Below are 14,723 nucleotides of genomic sequence, written 5' to 3' on the forward strand. Positions count from 1 at the left end.
CTTCGCGCTCTACAGGCCGACGCTCTCCCTTGTGGGGCCGTGTCGGCTGAGCATGGTTTGAGAGCACACAGCATGTCCAGCAAAGAACATCACCCCAGCGACCTGATCCGCGCCCGCGACCTAGAGGGCGTGGATGTATGGGCGCTGCCCAGCTTCGACCCGGAGCCAGAGCACGTACCCGAGCCTGAGCCGGAACCCGAGGTGGTCGAGGAAGAAATCGAAGAGGTGCCGCTGGAAGAAGTCCAGCCGCTAACCCTCGAAGAGCTTGAGGCCATTCGCCAGGAAGCCTACAACGAAGGCTTCGCCACCGGTGAGCGCGAGGGCTTTCACAGCACCCAGCTCAAGGTCCGCCAGGAGGCCGAAGCGGCCCTTAAAGCCAAGCTCGACAGCCTTGAGCAACTGATGGCCAACCTGATGGAGCCAATCGCCGAGCAAGACACGCAGATCGAGAAAACCCTCGTGCACCTGGTGGCACACATGACCCGCCAGGTGATCGGCCGCGAATTGCGCAACGATTCCAGCCAGATTACCCAGGTGCTGCGCGAAGCGCTCAAGCTGTTGCCCATGGGGGCGGACAATATCCGTATCCACCTCAACCCGCAGGACTTCGAGCTGGCCAAGGCCCTGCGCGAACGCCACGAGGAAAACTGGCGGCTGCTGGAAGACAGCGCGCTTCTGCCGGGAGGTTGCCGCATCGAGACTGCCCATAGCCGCATCGACGCCACCATGGAAACGCGCATCGAGAAAACCGTGGCGCAGCTGTTCGACCAGCTGCACGACCATTCCCTGCACCCGGCAGCGCCAGACATGTCGGTAGACCTGGATGCCCCGGTCGAGCATTGCGTGGACAACCCTGATGCACCTTAAGCGCACCAGCTTCGGCAAGCGCCTGGGCAGCTATGCCGAGGCCATCGAGCTGCCGGCCCAGCCGATTGTCGAAGGCCGCCTGCTGCGCATGGTAGGGCTTACCCTGGAGGCCGAAGGCCTGCGCGCTGCCGTGGGCAGCCGCTGCCTGGTGATCAACGACGACAGCTACCACCCGGTCCAGGTGGAAGCCGAAGTCATGGGTTTTGCCGGGCCCAAGGTGTTTCTCATGCCGGTCGGCAGTATTGTCGGCATTGCGCCCGGCGCCCGGGTGGTGCCGCTGGATGACGGCGGCCGCCTGCCCATGGGCATGAGCATGCTCGGTCGGGTGCTGGACGGCGCCGGCCGTGCACTGGATGGCAAGGGCGGGATGAAGGCCGAGGACTGGGTGCCGATGGATGGGCCGGTGATCAACCCGCTCAACCGTGACCCCATTAGCAAGCCGCTGGATGTGGGCATCCGCAGCATCAATGGCCTGCTGACCGTTGGCCGCGGTCAGCGCCTGGGCCTGTTCGCCGGTACCGGCGTGGGTAAGTCGGTGTTGCTGGGCATGATGACCCGCTTCACCGAAGCCGACATCATCGTGGTTGGCCTGATCGGCGAACGGGGCCGTGAGGTGAAAGAGTTCATCGAGCACATCCTGGGCGAAGAGGGCCTCAAGCGCTCGGTGGTGGTGGCCTCGCCTGCCGACGATGCGCCGCTGATGCGCCTGCGCGCTGCCATGTATTGCACACGGATTGCCGAATACTTCCGCGACAAAGGCAAGAACGTGCTGCTGCTGATGGACTCGCTCACCCGTTTTGCCCAGGCCCAGCGTGAAATTGCGCTGGCCATTGGTGAGCCGCCGGCCACCCGTGGTTACCCGCCGTCTGTCTTCGCCAAGCTGCCCAAGCTGGTGGAGCGTGCGGGCAATGGCGAGGCGGGTGGTGGTTCGATCACCGCGTTCTATACCGTTTTGTCCGAAGGTGATGACCAGCAGGACCCGATCGCCGATTCGGCGCGGGGTGTGCTCGACGGCCACTTCGTGCTGTCGCGCCGGCTGGCCGAAGAGGGCCATTACCCGGCGATCGACATCGAAGCGTCGATCAGCCGGGTCATGCCGCAGGTGGTCGATGCCGACCACTTGCGCCAGGCGCAGAAGTTCAAGCAGCTGTGGTCGCGGCTTTCGCAAAGCCGCGACCTGATCAGTGTGGGTGCCTACGTGGCCGGCGGCGACCCGGAAACCGACCTGGCCATTGCCTTGCAATCGAAGTTGGTAGAATTTCTGCGCCAGGGCCTGCACGAGAATGTGGGCATGGCGCAGAGCCGCGAACAGCTGGGGGCGATCTTCACGCCCCCGGCAGGCTGATAGGGCATGGCGCTGCCCGGACGCGCGGCGCGCCTGGCGCCGGTGGTGGACATGGCCGAAGAGGCCGAGCGCAAGGCAGCCCAGCGCCTTGGTCATTTCCAGCAGCAAGTGGCCACGTCCCAGGCCAAGCTGGCCGAACTCGAACGGTTTCGTGAGGATTACCAGCTGCAGTGGATCAACCGCGGCGGGCAGGGCGTGAATGGCAGCTGGCTGGTCAACTACCAGCGCTTTCTGGGGCAGTTGGAAACGGCCATGACCCAGCAACGCCAGAGCCTGGTCTGGCACCAGAACAACCTCAACAATGCCCGTGGGGCCTGGCAGCAGGCCTATGCCCGGGTTGAAGGTTTGCGCAAGTTGGTGCAGCGCTACATGGACGAAGCCCGGCGCGCCGAAGACAAGCGTGAGCAGCGCTTGCTGGATGAATTGTCGCAGCGGCTGCCCCGGCAGAACCATTTTTAGAGGTTTGCCTCGGGCCTTGCAGCGCCTGTGAAATCGAGCGCCGCCCGCGCGGCGCTTCGCGGGGCAAGCCCGCTCCCACATTTTTTGCAACGTGGCCATGCCTGTGGGGGAGGCGTTGTCCGCCTTGGTGCTTGTCTTGAGGCAGGTGGGGCGGCAGCAGCACCAGCCTCGAAATGGAGCCTGGACAACAATGCTGACAACCATGGCCTCACAGACATGGTCACGTTGCAACAAATGTGGGAGCGGGCTTGCCCCGCGAAGCGCCGCGCGGGCGGCGCTCGATCTTGCGGGCGCTGCAAGGCCTGCGGCGGGCACTTGCCACTCATACCATCGCCTGCTAAACCTTAATGGAGTTGCATTCGCCATCATCGAAGGAATCGCTAGCATGGCAGTCGAGACTGATTTTTCGCAGGACGAGAAAAAGCTGACGATCAAGATCAAGGGGCGCTTCGACTTCGGCAAGCACCAGGAATTTCGCGACGCCTACGAACGCCAAGGGAAGCTCGACTCGGTGATTGTCGACCTGGCGGACACCACCTACCTCGACAGTTCCGCGCTTGGCATGCTGCTGTTGCTGCGTGACCACGTGGGCGGAGATGACTCGGATGTCCGCGTGAAGAATGCCAGCTCCGATGTGCGCAAGATCCTCGCCATCTCCAATTTCGATAAGCTCTTCGATATCAGTTGAGCACCAACATGCCCGCCGAACAGGCGTTGACCGTGCTGGTCGCCGAAGACGGGGCCGCCGACCGCCTGCTGCTGGCGCAGATCGTGCGCCGTCAGGGCCATCAGGTATTCACTGCAGAAAACGGCGAGCAGGCGGTGGCGCTGTTTGTCGAGCGGCGCCCGCAACTGGTGCTGCTGGATGCACTGATGCCGGTGATGGATGGCTTCGAGGCGGCGCGGCAGATCAAGGCCCTGGCCGGTGAGGCGCTGGTGCCGATCATTTTCCTGACTTCGCTGAACGAGGAGGAAGGCTTGGTGCGCTGCCTGGAGGCCGGGGGCGATGACTTCATGGCCAAGCCTTACAGTGCGGTGATCCTCGGCGCCAAGATCCGCGCCATGGATCGCCTGCGCCGGCTGCAGGCTACCGTGCTGGCGCAGCGCGACCAGATTACCCGGCACCACCATCACCTGCTCAACGAGCAGCGGGTGGCCAAGGCGGTATTCGACAAGGTGGCTCACTCCGGCTGCCTTTCTGCCCCCAACATCCGCTACCTGCAGTCGCCCTATGCGCTGTTCAACGGCGACCTGATGCTGGCCGCGTTCACGCCAGCCGGTGACATGCGCGTGCTGCTTGGCGATTTCACCGGCCATGGCCTGCCAGCGGCGGTGGGGGCCATGCCGCTGGCCGAGGTGTTCTACGGCATGACCGCCAAGGGCTACGGCATGGCGCAGATACTGCGCGAGATGAACGCCAAGCTCAAACGTATCCTGCCGGTGGACATGTTCTGTTGTGCAATGCTGCTCGACCTCAGCTTGCAGCGTGGTTCGGTAGAGGTGTGGAACGGGGGCATGCCCGATGGCTATCGCCTGTCGGTTAGTGGCGATGTAATATCATCCTTGTGCTCGCGGCATCTGCCGCTGGGCATCCTGGCGGCTGAGCGTTTCGATGACAGCACTGAAGTGCTGCCGTTGGCGCCGGGCGAGCGCCTGTTGCTGTTGTCGGACGGTGTGCTGGACACCGCCGACGACCAGGAACGGCTGTTCGGTGTGCAGCGCCTGCGTGCGGTGCTGGCCGACAATCACGACCCAGTGCAGCTGTTCGACGAAGTGATGCAGGCGCTGGAGCGTTTTGGCGGGCGCCCGCGTGATGACATCAGCCTGTGCGACATTCGCATGTTCAGCGCCGAAGAGCGGGTGCCGGCGCCGATGATCTATTCTGATAGCGGCCGCTCCAGCCCGCTGGACTGGTCGCTGGGGTTCGAGGTGCGTGGCGAGAGCCTCAAGCGCTTCAACCCGGTGCCGTACCTGGTGCAGTTGTTGCAGGAAATACACGGCCTGCGCGCGCGTACCGGTAGCCTGCATGCAGTGCTCAGCGAACTGTATTCCAACGCGCTGGAGCATGGGGTGCTGGGCCTGGATTCGCGGCTCAAGCGTGATGTGCAGGGGTTTGCCGACTATTACCAGGAGCGCGCCCGGCGACTGGGTGCATTGAATGACGGTTTCGTGCGCATCGACTTCACCGTTGAACCGCACGCCGATGGCGGGCGTCTGATGATCCAGGTTCTCGACAGTGGCGCCGGTTTCGATGTCCAGCGTGTGCTGTCGCGGCCTTCGCTGGCGCAGGGCCTGAGCGGGCGTGGCCTGAATCTGGTTCAGCGACTGGCAAGTGACGCGCGCTGGAGCGAGGGCGGTCGCTGCGCGCATGTGGAGTTCGTCTGGTGAGCCACGCGTTGGCTCGGGCATAATCTGGCTTGATCAAGGAGTGAACAAGTGACTGACATGCATATTGACCACAAGGTACTCCGTGACCTGCGTGAAGTCATGGAAGAGGGCTACCTGCAGTTGGTGCAAACCTTTCTCGACGACTCCGAACGGCGCCTGAGCCAGTTGCACGCCGCCAAAAGCGCCGAAGAGCTCGGTGCGGCTGCCCACAGTTTCAAGGGCAGCAGCAGCAACATGGGTGCCGTGGCACTGGCTGGCCTGTGTCAGCAACTGGAAGACCGCGCGCGGCGGCCCCCGCTGTATGGTATCGAAGACCTGGTCAACCGCATCGACCAGGAATATCTCGTGGTGCAGCACTTCTATCGCGGTGAGCAGCAGCAGATTTCTGCAGGCTGAGTTGGCGCAATTTTTGCCTCTCTATGGCTGGATGATTTTTTTGTTTCTGGCGCGGAGACCGCTCAATGCCTGTTGCACCCAACCCTTTGTTGCAAGCCAGCGCCATTGCAAGCACCTCGCGTTCGGCCACCGCGCAGGCGGATAAACCGGCGCAGGCGCTGGGTGACAAGGGCGACGGCTTTGGCCAGGTGATGGCCAGGCAAGGGCGTGACAAGGCCGCCGGGCATGATGACAAGGTCGCCCCGGCCAAGCCCAAGGACAAACCTGAGGCGGCAGCGGGTGGCAAGAAAGACCCCGCCGACAAAACTGCGGTTGCCGATGACGGCAACAAATTGCCAGCTGGCGACGATGCCCAGGCCGATACCGGGTTGCGTGACGCCAGCCTGGTGGCCGGCCAGGTCACCGACGCTCAGCCTGGCGCACAACTGATCCAGGCCCAGGCTGAGGCTGTTGCGCCGGTGCTGCAGGCGGCCACGGCGCAGGTTGCCGCACAGCCCGAAGAACCCGCTGCCGAAGAAGCCTTCGACCCCGATGCCGACCCGTTGGCCAACCTGCCAACCTTGCGCCTGGCGTTGGAGCACAGCGCTCAGGCCAAAGGGGGGACTTCGACCCATGCCCTGGATCCGTCCCGAGCCCAGGGCGAGGATGGGCAGGCAGCCGTCAATACCTTGGCGAACCTGGTGGGCGATGCCGAGGGGGAAGCGGGTGAACCAGGTGACAAGGCCTTCGGTGCCTTGCTTGAAGATGGCCTGAAAGACACCAAGGGCGCCAGCAGCGACACCCGCATCGATGATTTCGCCAGCCGCCTGGCGAGCCTGACCCAGGCAGCCACGGCCAAGACCGCCAATGCGGTGCCGGCCAATGCCGGCCCGTTGCACCAGCCGTTGCCGATGAACCAGGGCGCCTGGGCCGAGGGCCTGGTCAACCGGGTCATGTACCTGTCCAGCCAGAATCTCAAATCGGCGGATATCCAGCTGGAGCCGGCCGAGCTGGGCCGGCTGGATATTCGCGTCAATGTTGCGACGGACCAGTCGACCCAGGTCACCTTCATCAGCGGTCACGCCGGTGTGCGTGATGCCCTCGACAGCCAGATGCACCGCCTGCGCGAACTGTTCGCCCAGCAGGGGCTGGCCCAGCCGGATGTCAACGTGGCCGACCAGTCCCGTGGGCAGCAACAGCAGCAGGGGCAGGCGCAGGGCAGCAACCTGTCCGGCGTGGCGGCGCGGCAGGCGGAGCAGGGTGGCGTTGAGGTTGCCGATAGTGTCCGCCCTGCAGAGCAGCAGGTGATTGTCGGCGACAGTGCGGTCGATTATTACGCCTGACCCTGGTTTCGCTGTGCTGGCCTCTTCGCGGGCTCGCCCGCTCCCACAGGAATTTCACCGATTTCGAAATCTGTGCAGTACCTGTGGGAGCGGGCGAGCCCGCGAAGAAGACAACACCGCAAACCCTGCTGAAACCCATCTTCTGCAAAATCTGGCATAACACTTGCTCAAGCCAAGCCATCCACCTTTGAACCCCCGATGGACGACGGATTATTGGCATGGCGAAGAGCGAAGCAGTCAAAGACCCCGCCACTAAAGGCAAACTCAAACTGATCCTGCTGGCCGTCGTGGGCCTGCTGCTGGCGATCGGCCTTTCGGTGGGCGCTACCTGGTTCATCATGCACAAGGGCGAGTCGGCCCCGGCCGCCGAGCCTGCGGCCAGCAACGTCAAGCCTGCGGCGATCTACGAGGCGCTGACCCCGGCATTCGTGGTGAATTTCAATCAGAACGGCCGCCAGCGCTACATGCAATTGAGCATCACCATGCAGGCGCGTAACCAGGCCGACCTGGATGCCCTCAAGGTGCACATGCCGGTGATCCGCAACAACTTGGTGATGATGTTCTCCGGGCAGGGCTTCGACACCCTGGCCAGCAGCCCGGTCGGGCAGGAGATGTTGCGCCAGAAGGCCACCGCAGTGGTCCAGGAAGTGGCGCAGAAGGAAGTCGGCAAGCCGGTCATCGACCAGTTGCTGTTCACCAATTTCGTATTGCAGTAGGAGTCCGCAATGGCCGTACAGGACCTGCTGTCCCAGGATGAAATCGATGCCCTGTTGCACGGCGTCGACGACGGGCTGGTGCAGACCGAAAGTGCATCCGAGCCTGGCAGTATCAAAAGCTACGACCTGACCAGTCAGGACCGCATCGTGCGGGGTCGCATGCCGACCCTGGAAATGATCAACGAGCGCTTCGCCCGTTACACCCGCATCAGCATGTTCAACCTGCTGCGCCGTTCCGCCGACGTGGCCGTGGGTGGCGTGCAGGTGATGAAGTTCGGCGAATACGTGCACTCGCTGTACGTGCCGACCAGCCTCAACCTGGTCAAGATCAAGCCGCTGCGCGGCACCTCGCTGTTCATTCTGGATGCCAAGCTGGTGTTCAAGCTGGTAGACAACTTCTTCGGCGGCGATGGCCGCCACGCCAAGATTGAAGGCCGCGAATTCACCCCCACCGAACTGCGCGTGGTGCGCATGGTGCTGGATCAGTGTTTCGTCGACCTCAAGGAAGCCTGGCAAGCGATCATGCCGGTCACCTTCGAGTACATGAACTCCGAGGTCAACCCGGCCATGGCCAACATCGTCGGCCCCAGCGAGGCGGTGGTGGTGTCCACCTTCCACATTGAGCTGGACGGTGGCGGCGGCGACCTGCACGTGACCATGCCGTACTCGATGATCGAGCCGGTGCGGGAAATGCTCGATGCCGGTTTCCAGTCCGACCTGGACGACCAGGACGAGCGCTGGGTCAAGGCCCTGCGCGAAGACGTGCTGGACGTGGCCGTGCCGCTGACTGCCACGGTCGCCCGGCGTCAGCTGAAGCTGCGCGACATCCTGCACATGCAGCCTGGCGACGTGATTCCGGTGGAGCTGCCCGAGCACCTGGTGCTGCGTGCCAACGGCGTGCCGTCTTTCAAGGCGCGCCTGGGTTCGCACAAGGGCAACCTGGCCCTGCAGATCATCGACCCGATCGAACGCCGCTGACGGTGTGCCGGTCGCTCATAACGAATTGAATGCCTGTCGAGGAAACCATGGCTAACGAAAACGAGATCACCTCCGCAGAGGACCAGGCGCTGGCCGATGAGTGGGCTGCGGCCCTTGAAGAAACCGGCTCGGCCGGGCAGGCCGACATCGATGCGCTGCTGGGCGGTGACACCGGCAGCAGTGGCGGCGCTGGCCGCATGCCGATGGAAGAGTTCGCCAGCTCGCCGAAGCCGAATGAAAACGTCAGCCTCGAAGGCCCTAACCTGGACGTGATTCTGGACATCCCGGTGAACATTTCCATGGAAGTGGGCAGCACCGAGATCAACATCCGCAACCTGCTGCAGCTCAACCAGGGCTCGGTGATCGAGCTTGACCGCCTGGCCGGCGAGCCGCTTGACGTGCTGGTCAACGGCACGCTGATCGCCCATGGCGAAGTGGTGGTGGTCAACGAGAAGTTCGGCATTCGCCTGACCGACGTGATCAGCCCCAGCGAACGTATCAAGAAGCTGCGCTGAGTGAAGGGCACGATGCGCGCCATTGCCGCGTTTGCTGCCCTGCTGGCCAGCCAGGTTTGTCTGGCCGCAGCCACGCCGACTGCGACCCCGGCAGTGGCGCCTGGAAGCGTGGGCGGTCAGTTGGCGCAGATGGTTTTCGGCCTGCTGCTGGTGGTGGGCCTGATCTTCTTCCTGGCCTGGGTGCTGCGGCGCATGCAAAGTACGGCGGTCAAGGGCGGGCAGGTGATCGAGATCGTCGGCAGCCGGGCCATCGGCCCGCGTGACCGCCTGCTGCTGGTGCAAGTGGGCAAAGAGCAGATCCTGATTGGCCACACCCCCGGTAGCATCGAAGCCCTGCATGTGCTGGCCGAACCCGTGGAAGTGCCAGCTGGCGCACGTCAGGCAACGCCGGAATTTGCCCAGCGGCTGATGGAGCTGATGGGCAAGGACCCTAAGGACAAGAAGTGATGAGCGGCCCGCTGCGTATGTTGTTGACTTTGGCGCTGCTGCTGGCTGCGCCGCTGGCCCTGGCTGCCGACCCGTTGTCGATCCCGGCCATTACCCTGTCCAACGGGGCGGACGGGCAGCAGGAGTATTCGGTCAGCCTGCAAATCTTGCTGATCATGACGGCGCTCAGCTTCATCCCGGCGTTCGTCATCCTGATGACCAGTTTCACCCGCATCATCATCGTCTTCTCGATCCTGCGCCAGGCTCTGGGCCTGCAGCAGACACCGTCGAACCAGATTCTGACCGGCATGGCGCTGTTCCTGACCATGTTCATCATGGCACCGGTGTTCGACCGGGTGAACCAGGACGCCCTGCAGCCGTATCTCAAAGAGCAGATGACTGCCCAGCAGGCCATCGACAAGGCCCAGGTGCCGCTCAAGGACTTCATGCTGGCACAAACCCGGCAAAGCGACCTGGACCTGTTCATGCGCCTGTCCAAGCGCACCGACATCGCCGGCCCCGATCAGGTCCCGCTGACGATTCTGGTGCCGGCATTCGTCACCTCCGAGCTGAAAACCGCGTTCCAGATCGGCTTCATGATCTTCATTCCGTTTCTGATCATCGACATGGTGGTGGCCAGTGTGCTGATGGCCATGGGCATGATGATGCTGTCGCCGCTGATCATCTCGCTACCGTTCAAGATCATGCTCTTCGTGCTGGTGGATGGTTGGGCCCTGATCATGGGTACCCTGGCCAGCAGTTTCGGCGGCGTGTGACGCCGTCCAGGAGAACCGCCGATGACACCTGAAGTAGCTGTCGACCTGTTCCGTGATGCCCTGTGGCTGACCACCCTGATGGTCGCCGTTCTGGTTGTGCCGAGCCTGTTGGTGGGTTTGGTGGTGGCGATGTTCCAGGCTGCCACGCAGATCAACGAACAGACGCTGAGCTTTCTGCCACGTTTGCTGGTAATGCTGATTACGCTGATCGTGGCCGGGCCGTGGCTGGTGCAGAAGTTCATGGAGTACATCACCACCCTCTACACCAATATCCCGCAGTTGATCGGTTGACGCGGCGATGCTGGAGCTGACCGACACGCAGATCGGCACCTGGGTCGCCACTTTCATCTTGCCGCTGTTCAGGGTGACGGCGGTGTTGATGACCATGCCGATCTTTGGCACGCGCATGCTGCCAGCGCGGGTGCGCCTTTACGTCGCGGTGGCGATTACCGTAGTGATCGTGCCGGCGCTGCCGCCGTTGCCTGAATTCGACCCTCTGAGCCTGCGAGGCCTGCTGCTGTGCGCCGAGCAGATCATTGTCGGCGCGCTGTTTGGCCTGGCCTTGCAGTTGCTGTTTCAGGCCTTCGTGATTGCCGGGCAGATCGTCGCGGTGCAGATGGGCATGGCCTTCGCCTCGATGGTCGACCCCGCCAACGGCGTGAACGTCACGGTGATCAGCCAGTTCCTGACCATGCTGGTGAGCGTGTTGTTCCTGTTGATGAATGGCCACCTGGTGGTGTTCGAGGTGCTGACCGAAAGTTTCACCACCTTGCCGGTGGGTAATGCGCTGGTGGTCAATCAGTTCTGGGAGCTGGCTGGGCGGCTGGGCTGGGTATTTGCGGCCGGCCTGTTGCTGATCCTGCCGGTGATCGCTGCGTTGCTGGTGGTGAACATTGCCTTTGGTGTGATGACCCGTGCCGCGCCGCAGCTGAACATCTTTTCCATCGGTTTTCCGCTGACGCTGGTCATGGGCATGTTCATTTTCTGGGTCGGCTTGGCCGATGTGCTGTCTCACTACCAGGCATTGGCCAGTGAAGCGCTGCAATGGCTGCGTGAACTGGCGAGGGCGCGCTGAACATGGCAGAGAGCGAGAGCGGTCAGGACAAGACAGAAGACCCCACCGAAAAGCGCAAGCGCGACGCCCGCGAGAAAGGCGAGATCGCCCGTTCCAAGGAGCTGAACACGGTCGCGGTGACCCTGGCTGGGGCTGGTGGCCTGTTGGCGTTCGGCGGCTATCTGGCTGAGACATTGCAGAGCATCATGCGCATGAACTTCAGCCTGACCCGCGACATCATTGTCGACGAACGGGCCATGGGCGCCTTCCTGCTGGCTTCGGGCAAGATGGCGATATGGGCCGTGCAGCCGGTGCTCATCCTGCTGTTCGTGATTTCCTTCGTGGCGCCTATCGCCCTGAGTGGTTTCCTGTTTTCCGGCAGTCTGCTGCAGCCGAAATTCAGCCGCATGAACCCCCTGGCGGGGCTCAAGCGCATGTTCTCGATGCATGGCGTGACCGAGCTGCTCAAGGCCCTGGCCAAATTCTTCGTGATCCTGGCGGTGGCAGTGGTGGTGCTGATGAATGACCGCCAGGCCTTGCTGTCGATCGCCAATGAGCCGTTGGAGCAGGCGATCATTCACAGCCTGCAGGTAGTGGGCTGGAGTACGTTGTGGATGTCTGCCGGGCTGCTGCTGATTGCGGCGGCGGACGTGCCCATCCAGCTGTACCAGACGCACAAGAAAATGAAGATGACCAAGCAGGAAGTGCGTGACGAATACAAGGACAGTGAAGGTAAGCCCGAGGTCAAGCAACGCATTCGCCAACTGCAGCGCGAGATGTCGCAGCGGCGCATGATGGCGGCGGTGCCGCAGGCGGATGTGATCATCACCAACCCGACGCACTATGCGGTAGCTCTGCAGTACGACCCGGAGAAGGGCGGGGCTGCACCCTTGCTGCTGGCGAAGGGCACCGACTTCATGGCCTTGAAGATTCGTGAGATTGGCGTGGAGCACAAGATCCAGATCCTCGAATCGCCGGCGCTGGCGCGGGCAATCTACTACTCCACCGAGCCGGAGCAGGAAATCCCTGCCGGCTTGTACCTGGCGGTGGCGCAGGTGCTGGCCTACGTGTTCCAGATCCGTCAGTACCGTGCGGGTAGAGGCAAGCGGCCAGAGCCATTGAAAGAAGACCTGCCGATCCCGCCAGACCTGCGCCGCGATAGCTGACAGGCGCCCGCCTCAACGCATTCTGCGCCTGCGAGATCGAGCGCCGCGCGGGCGGCGCTCGATCTCGCAGGCACAAAAAATCTCAAGGCGAACACCCACCAGGCAAAGTTGGAAGGCTTCTTGCAATGCCAGCCGCAGGCGCCCCCTGGGCGTCAAAGTTTTGCATCAAGAGGACTCGCGGTGGATCGCACTCAGTTAATCAGCAACGCCCGCAATAACCTGGCCGGTCTCGGCCGGGGCAACCTGGGTGTGCCGCTGTTGCTGCTGGTGATGTTGGCAATGATGATGTTGCCGATACCGCCGTTCCTGCTCGACGTGTTCTTCACCTTCAACATCGCTTTGTCGATCGTGGTGCTGCTGGTCTGCGTGTACGCCCTGCGCCCGCTGGACTTCGCCGCCTTCCCCACCATCCTGCTGGTGGCCACGCTGTTGCGCCTGGCCCTGAACGTCGCTTCCACTCGCGTGGTGATGCTGCACGGCCAAGAGGGCCACGGCGCTGCCGGTAAGGTGATCCAGGCCTTCGGTGAGGTGGTGATCGGCGGTAACTACGTGGTCGGTGGCGTGGTGTTTGCCATCCTCATGATCATCAACTTCGTGGTGGTGACCAAGGGTGCCGGGCGTATCTCGGAAGTGAGCGCGCGTTTCACCCTCGACGCCATGCCCGGCAAGCAGATGGCCATTGACGCCGACCTCAACGCCGGCCTGATCGACCAGGCCCAGGCCAAGCATCGCCGTGCCGAGGTGGCCCAGGAGGCCGAGTTCTACGGCTCGATGGACGGTGCCAGCAAGTTCGTCCGCGGTGATGCCATCGCCGGCCTGCTGATCCTGTTCATCAACCTGATCGGTGGCATGCTGATCGGCATGCTGCAGCACGGTATGACCTTCGGCGATGCCGGCAAGGTGTACGCCTTGCTGACCATCGGTGACGGTTTGGTGGCGCAATTGCCATCACTGCTGCTGTCCACCGCTGCCGCGATCATGGTCACCCGCGCCTCGGGCTCCGAGGATATGGGCAAGCTGATCAACCGGCAGATGTTCGATTCGCCCAGGGCCCTGGCGGTGTCCGGTGCACTGATGATCATCATGGGCCTGGTCCCTGGCATGCCTCACGTGGCCTTCCTCAGCCTTGGCCTGCTGGCGTGTGGCGGCGCCTACCTGGTGTGGAAGAAGCAGCACAAGGTCAAGCTGGAGGCGCAACAAGAGGCGCAGCGCCAGCAAGACCTGTTGCCCTCGCCACAGCGCGCGCTGGATACCAAGGAGCTCGGCTGGGACGATGTGACGCCCATCGACATGATCGGCCTGGAAGTCGGTTACCGGCTGATCCCGTTGGTCGACCGCAACCAGGGCGGCCAGTTGCTGGCGCGGATCAAGGGTGTGCGCAAGAAGCTGTCCCAGGACCTGGGTTTTCTCATGCCCACCGTGCACATTCGCGACAACCTCGACCTGCAGCCCAGCGCTTATCGTCTGACCCTCATGGGGGTGATCCTGGCCGAAGCCGAGATCTACCCGGACCGGGAGCTGGCGATCAACCCGGGGCAAGTGTTCGGCACCCTGAACGGCATTGCCGCACGCGACCCGGCGTTCGGCCTGGAAGCCGTGTGGATCGACGTCGGTCAGCGTTCCCAGGCGCAGTCGCTGGGTTATACGGTGGTTGACGCGAGCACCGTGGTGGCCACTCACCTCAACCAGATCTTGCAGAAACACTGCCACGAGCTGATCGGCCACGAAGAGGTTCAGCAACTGCTGCAGGTGCTGGCCAAGGCATCGCCTAAACTTGCCGAAGAACTGGTGCCCGGTGTCATTTCCTTGTCGGGCTTGCTCAAGGTGCTGCAAGCGCTGTTGTCGGAGCAAGTGCCGGTACGCGATATTCGCAGTATTGCCGAGGCCATCGCGAATAACGCGGGCAAGAGTCAAGATACCGCCGCGCTGGTGGCGGTGGTGCGCGTCGGATTGTGTCGCGCCATCGTGCAAAGCATTGTCGGCGTTGAGTCGGAGCTACCAGTTATTACCCTGGAGCCAAGGTTGGAACAGATTTTGCTCAATAGTCTGCAAAGGGCCGGGCAGGGTCAGGAAGACGGTGTTCTTCTGGAGCCTAGCATGGCCGAGAAGCTGCAACGTTCGCTGATTGAAGCGGCCCAGCGCCAGGAAATGCAGGGCCAGCCGGCCATCCTCCTGGTCGCCGGCCCAATCCGCGCCATGTTGTCGCGTTTCGGTCGCCTGGCTGTACCGAATTTGCATGTTCTGGCGTATCAGGAAATACCGGACAACAAGCAAGTCACCATCGTTGCCACCGTGGGCCCTAACGGCTGAGGTAG

The 14,723-nt window shown here is 62.8% G+C and carries 16 protein-coding genes; all 16 read left to right on the forward strand.

The window, feature by feature from the left end; genetic code table 11:
- Positions 1-72 precede the first annotated feature (72 nt).
- The 16 genes from fliH (at position 73) to flhA (ending at position 14,718) form a co-directional block, all read left to right on the forward strand.
- Positions 73-867 (forward strand): flagellar assembly protein FliH, encoded by a 795-nt coding sequence (fliH, locus tag P0Y58_09945; protein ID WEK32486.1) that lies wholly within the window; start codon positions 73-75, stop codon positions 865-867.
- Complete coding sequence (fliI, locus tag P0Y58_09950; protein WEK32487.1) at positions 857-2,212, forward strand: flagellar protein export ATPase FliI; 1,356 nt, start codon at positions 857-859, stop codon at positions 2,210-2,212. Before fliH ends, fliI begins: the two co-directional genes overlap by 11 nt.
- Before the next feature lie 6 nt (positions 2,213-2,218).
- The gene (gene fliJ, locus P0Y58_09955) at positions 2,219-2,671 is read left to right on the forward strand and encodes a flagellar export protein FliJ (GenBank protein ID WEK32488.1); all 453 of its coding nucleotides are present in this window, start codon (positions 2,219-2,221) and stop codon (positions 2,669-2,671) included.
- A gap of 385 nt (positions 2,672-3,056) precedes the next feature.
- Complete coding sequence (locus tag P0Y58_09960; GenBank protein WEK32489.1) at positions 3,057-3,359, forward strand: STAS domain-containing protein; 303 nt, start codon at positions 3,057-3,059, stop codon at positions 3,357-3,359.
- An 8-nt stretch (positions 3,360-3,367) separates the two neighbouring features.
- Entirely contained in the window at positions 3,368-5,059 is a 1,692-nt protein-coding gene (locus P0Y58_09965) for a fused response regulator/phosphatase (protein ID WEK32490.1), read from the forward strand.
- Positions 5,060-5,107: 48 nt separating this feature from the next.
- A complete protein-coding gene (locus P0Y58_09970) occupies positions 5,108-5,455 on the forward strand; it encodes an Hpt domain-containing protein (GenBank protein ID WEK32491.1) in 348 nt (115 codons plus the stop codon).
- Between the two features lie 65 nt (positions 5,456-5,520).
- Entirely contained in the window at positions 5,521-6,777 is a 1,257-nt protein-coding gene (locus tag P0Y58_09975; protein ID WEK32492.1) for a flagellar hook-length control protein FliK, read from the forward strand.
- 218 nt (positions 6,778-6,995) lie between these two features.
- On the forward strand, positions 6,996-7,493 hold the full coding sequence (gene fliL / locus P0Y58_09980; protein WEK32493.1) for a flagellar basal body-associated protein FliL: 498 nt from the start codon (positions 6,996-6,998) through the stop codon (positions 7,491-7,493).
- A 9-nt stretch (positions 7,494-7,502) separates the two neighbouring features.
- On the forward strand, positions 7,503-8,471 hold the full coding sequence (gene fliM, locus P0Y58_09985) for a flagellar motor switch protein FliM (protein ID WEK32494.1): 969 nt from the start codon (positions 7,503-7,505) through the stop codon (positions 8,469-8,471).
- Positions 8,472-8,518: 47 nt separating this feature from the next.
- Complete coding sequence (gene fliN / locus P0Y58_09990) at positions 8,519-8,986, forward strand: flagellar motor switch protein FliN (protein WEK32495.1); 468 nt, start codon at positions 8,519-8,521, stop codon at positions 8,984-8,986.
- A 12-nt stretch (positions 8,987-8,998) separates the two neighbouring features.
- Entirely contained in the window at positions 8,999-9,433 is a 435-nt protein-coding gene (gene fliO, locus P0Y58_09995; GenBank protein WEK32496.1) for a flagellar biosynthetic protein FliO, read from the forward strand.
- On the forward strand, positions 9,433-10,188 hold the full coding sequence (gene fliP / locus P0Y58_10000) for a flagellar type III secretion system pore protein FliP (protein ID WEK32497.1): 756 nt from the start codon (positions 9,433-9,435) through the stop codon (positions 10,186-10,188). The genes fliO and fliP overlap by 1 nt, the downstream gene beginning before the upstream one ends.
- A gap of 21 nt (positions 10,189-10,209) precedes the next feature.
- Complete coding sequence (gene fliQ, locus P0Y58_10005; GenBank protein ID WEK32498.1) at positions 10,210-10,479, forward strand: flagellar biosynthesis protein FliQ; 270 nt, start codon at positions 10,210-10,212, stop codon at positions 10,477-10,479.
- Between the two features lie 7 nt (positions 10,480-10,486).
- Entirely contained in the window at positions 10,487-11,263 is a 777-nt protein-coding gene (gene fliR / locus P0Y58_10010; GenBank protein ID WEK32499.1) for a flagellar biosynthetic protein FliR, read from the forward strand.
- Positions 11,264-11,265: 2 nt separating this feature from the next.
- Entirely contained in the window at positions 11,266-12,408 is a 1,143-nt protein-coding gene (gene flhB, locus P0Y58_10015) for a flagellar biosynthesis protein FlhB (protein WEK32500.1), read from the forward strand.
- A 180-nt stretch (positions 12,409-12,588) separates the two neighbouring features.
- The gene (gene flhA, locus P0Y58_10020) at positions 12,589-14,718 is read left to right on the forward strand and encodes a flagellar biosynthesis protein FlhA (protein ID WEK32501.1); all 2,130 of its coding nucleotides are present in this window, start codon (positions 12,589-12,591) and stop codon (positions 14,716-14,718) included.
- The last annotated feature ends 5 nt before the right edge of the window (positions 14,719-14,723 follow it).

It is taken from the genome of Candidatus Pseudomonas phytovorans (assembly GCA_029202525.1).
Taxonomy (GTDB): Bacteria; Pseudomonadota; Gammaproteobacteria; order Pseudomonadales; family Pseudomonadaceae; genus Aquipseudomonas; species Aquipseudomonas phytovorans.

Excerpts from the sequence above, each read along its gene's own strand:
- fliH (WEK32486.1), top strand. The coding sequence starts at position 73 with ATGTCCAGCAAAGAACATCACCCCAGCGACCTGATCCGCGCCCGCGAC.
- fliI (WEK32487.1), top strand. The coding sequence starts at position 857 with ATGCACCTTAAGCGCACCAGCTTCGGCAAGCGCCTGGGCAGCTATGCC.
- fliJ (WEK32488.1), top strand. The coding sequence starts at position 2,219 with ATGGCGCTGCCCGGACGCGCGGCGCGCCTGGCGCCGGTGGTGGACATG.
- P0Y58_09960 (WEK32489.1), top strand. The coding sequence starts at position 3,057 with ATGGCAGTCGAGACTGATTTTTCGCAGGACGAGAAAAAGCTGACGATC.
- P0Y58_09965 (WEK32490.1), top strand. The coding sequence starts at position 3,368 with ATGCCCGCCGAACAGGCGTTGACCGTGCTGGTCGCCGAAGACGGGGCC.
- P0Y58_09975 (WEK32492.1), top strand. The coding sequence starts at position 5,521 with ATGCCTGTTGCACCCAACCCTTTGTTGCAAGCCAGCGCCATTGCAAGC.
- fliL (WEK32493.1), top strand. The coding sequence starts at position 6,996 with ATGGCGAAGAGCGAAGCAGTCAAAGACCCCGCCACTAAAGGCAAACTC.
- fliM (WEK32494.1), top strand. The coding sequence starts at position 7,503 with ATGGCCGTACAGGACCTGCTGTCCCAGGATGAAATCGATGCCCTGTTG.
- fliN (WEK32495.1), top strand. The coding sequence starts at position 8,519 with ATGGCTAACGAAAACGAGATCACCTCCGCAGAGGACCAGGCGCTGGCC.
- fliO (WEK32496.1), top strand. The coding sequence starts at position 8,999 with ATGCGCGCCATTGCCGCGTTTGCTGCCCTGCTGGCCAGCCAGGTTTGT.
- fliP (WEK32497.1), top strand. The coding sequence starts at position 9,433 with ATGAGCGGCCCGCTGCGTATGTTGTTGACTTTGGCGCTGCTGCTGGCT.
- fliQ (WEK32498.1), top strand. The coding sequence starts at position 10,210 with ATGACACCTGAAGTAGCTGTCGACCTGTTCCGTGATGCCCTGTGGCTG.
- fliR (WEK32499.1), top strand. The coding sequence starts at position 10,487 with ATGCTGGAGCTGACCGACACGCAGATCGGCACCTGGGTCGCCACTTTC.
- flhB (WEK32500.1), top strand. The coding sequence starts at position 11,266 with ATGGCAGAGAGCGAGAGCGGTCAGGACAAGACAGAAGACCCCACCGAA.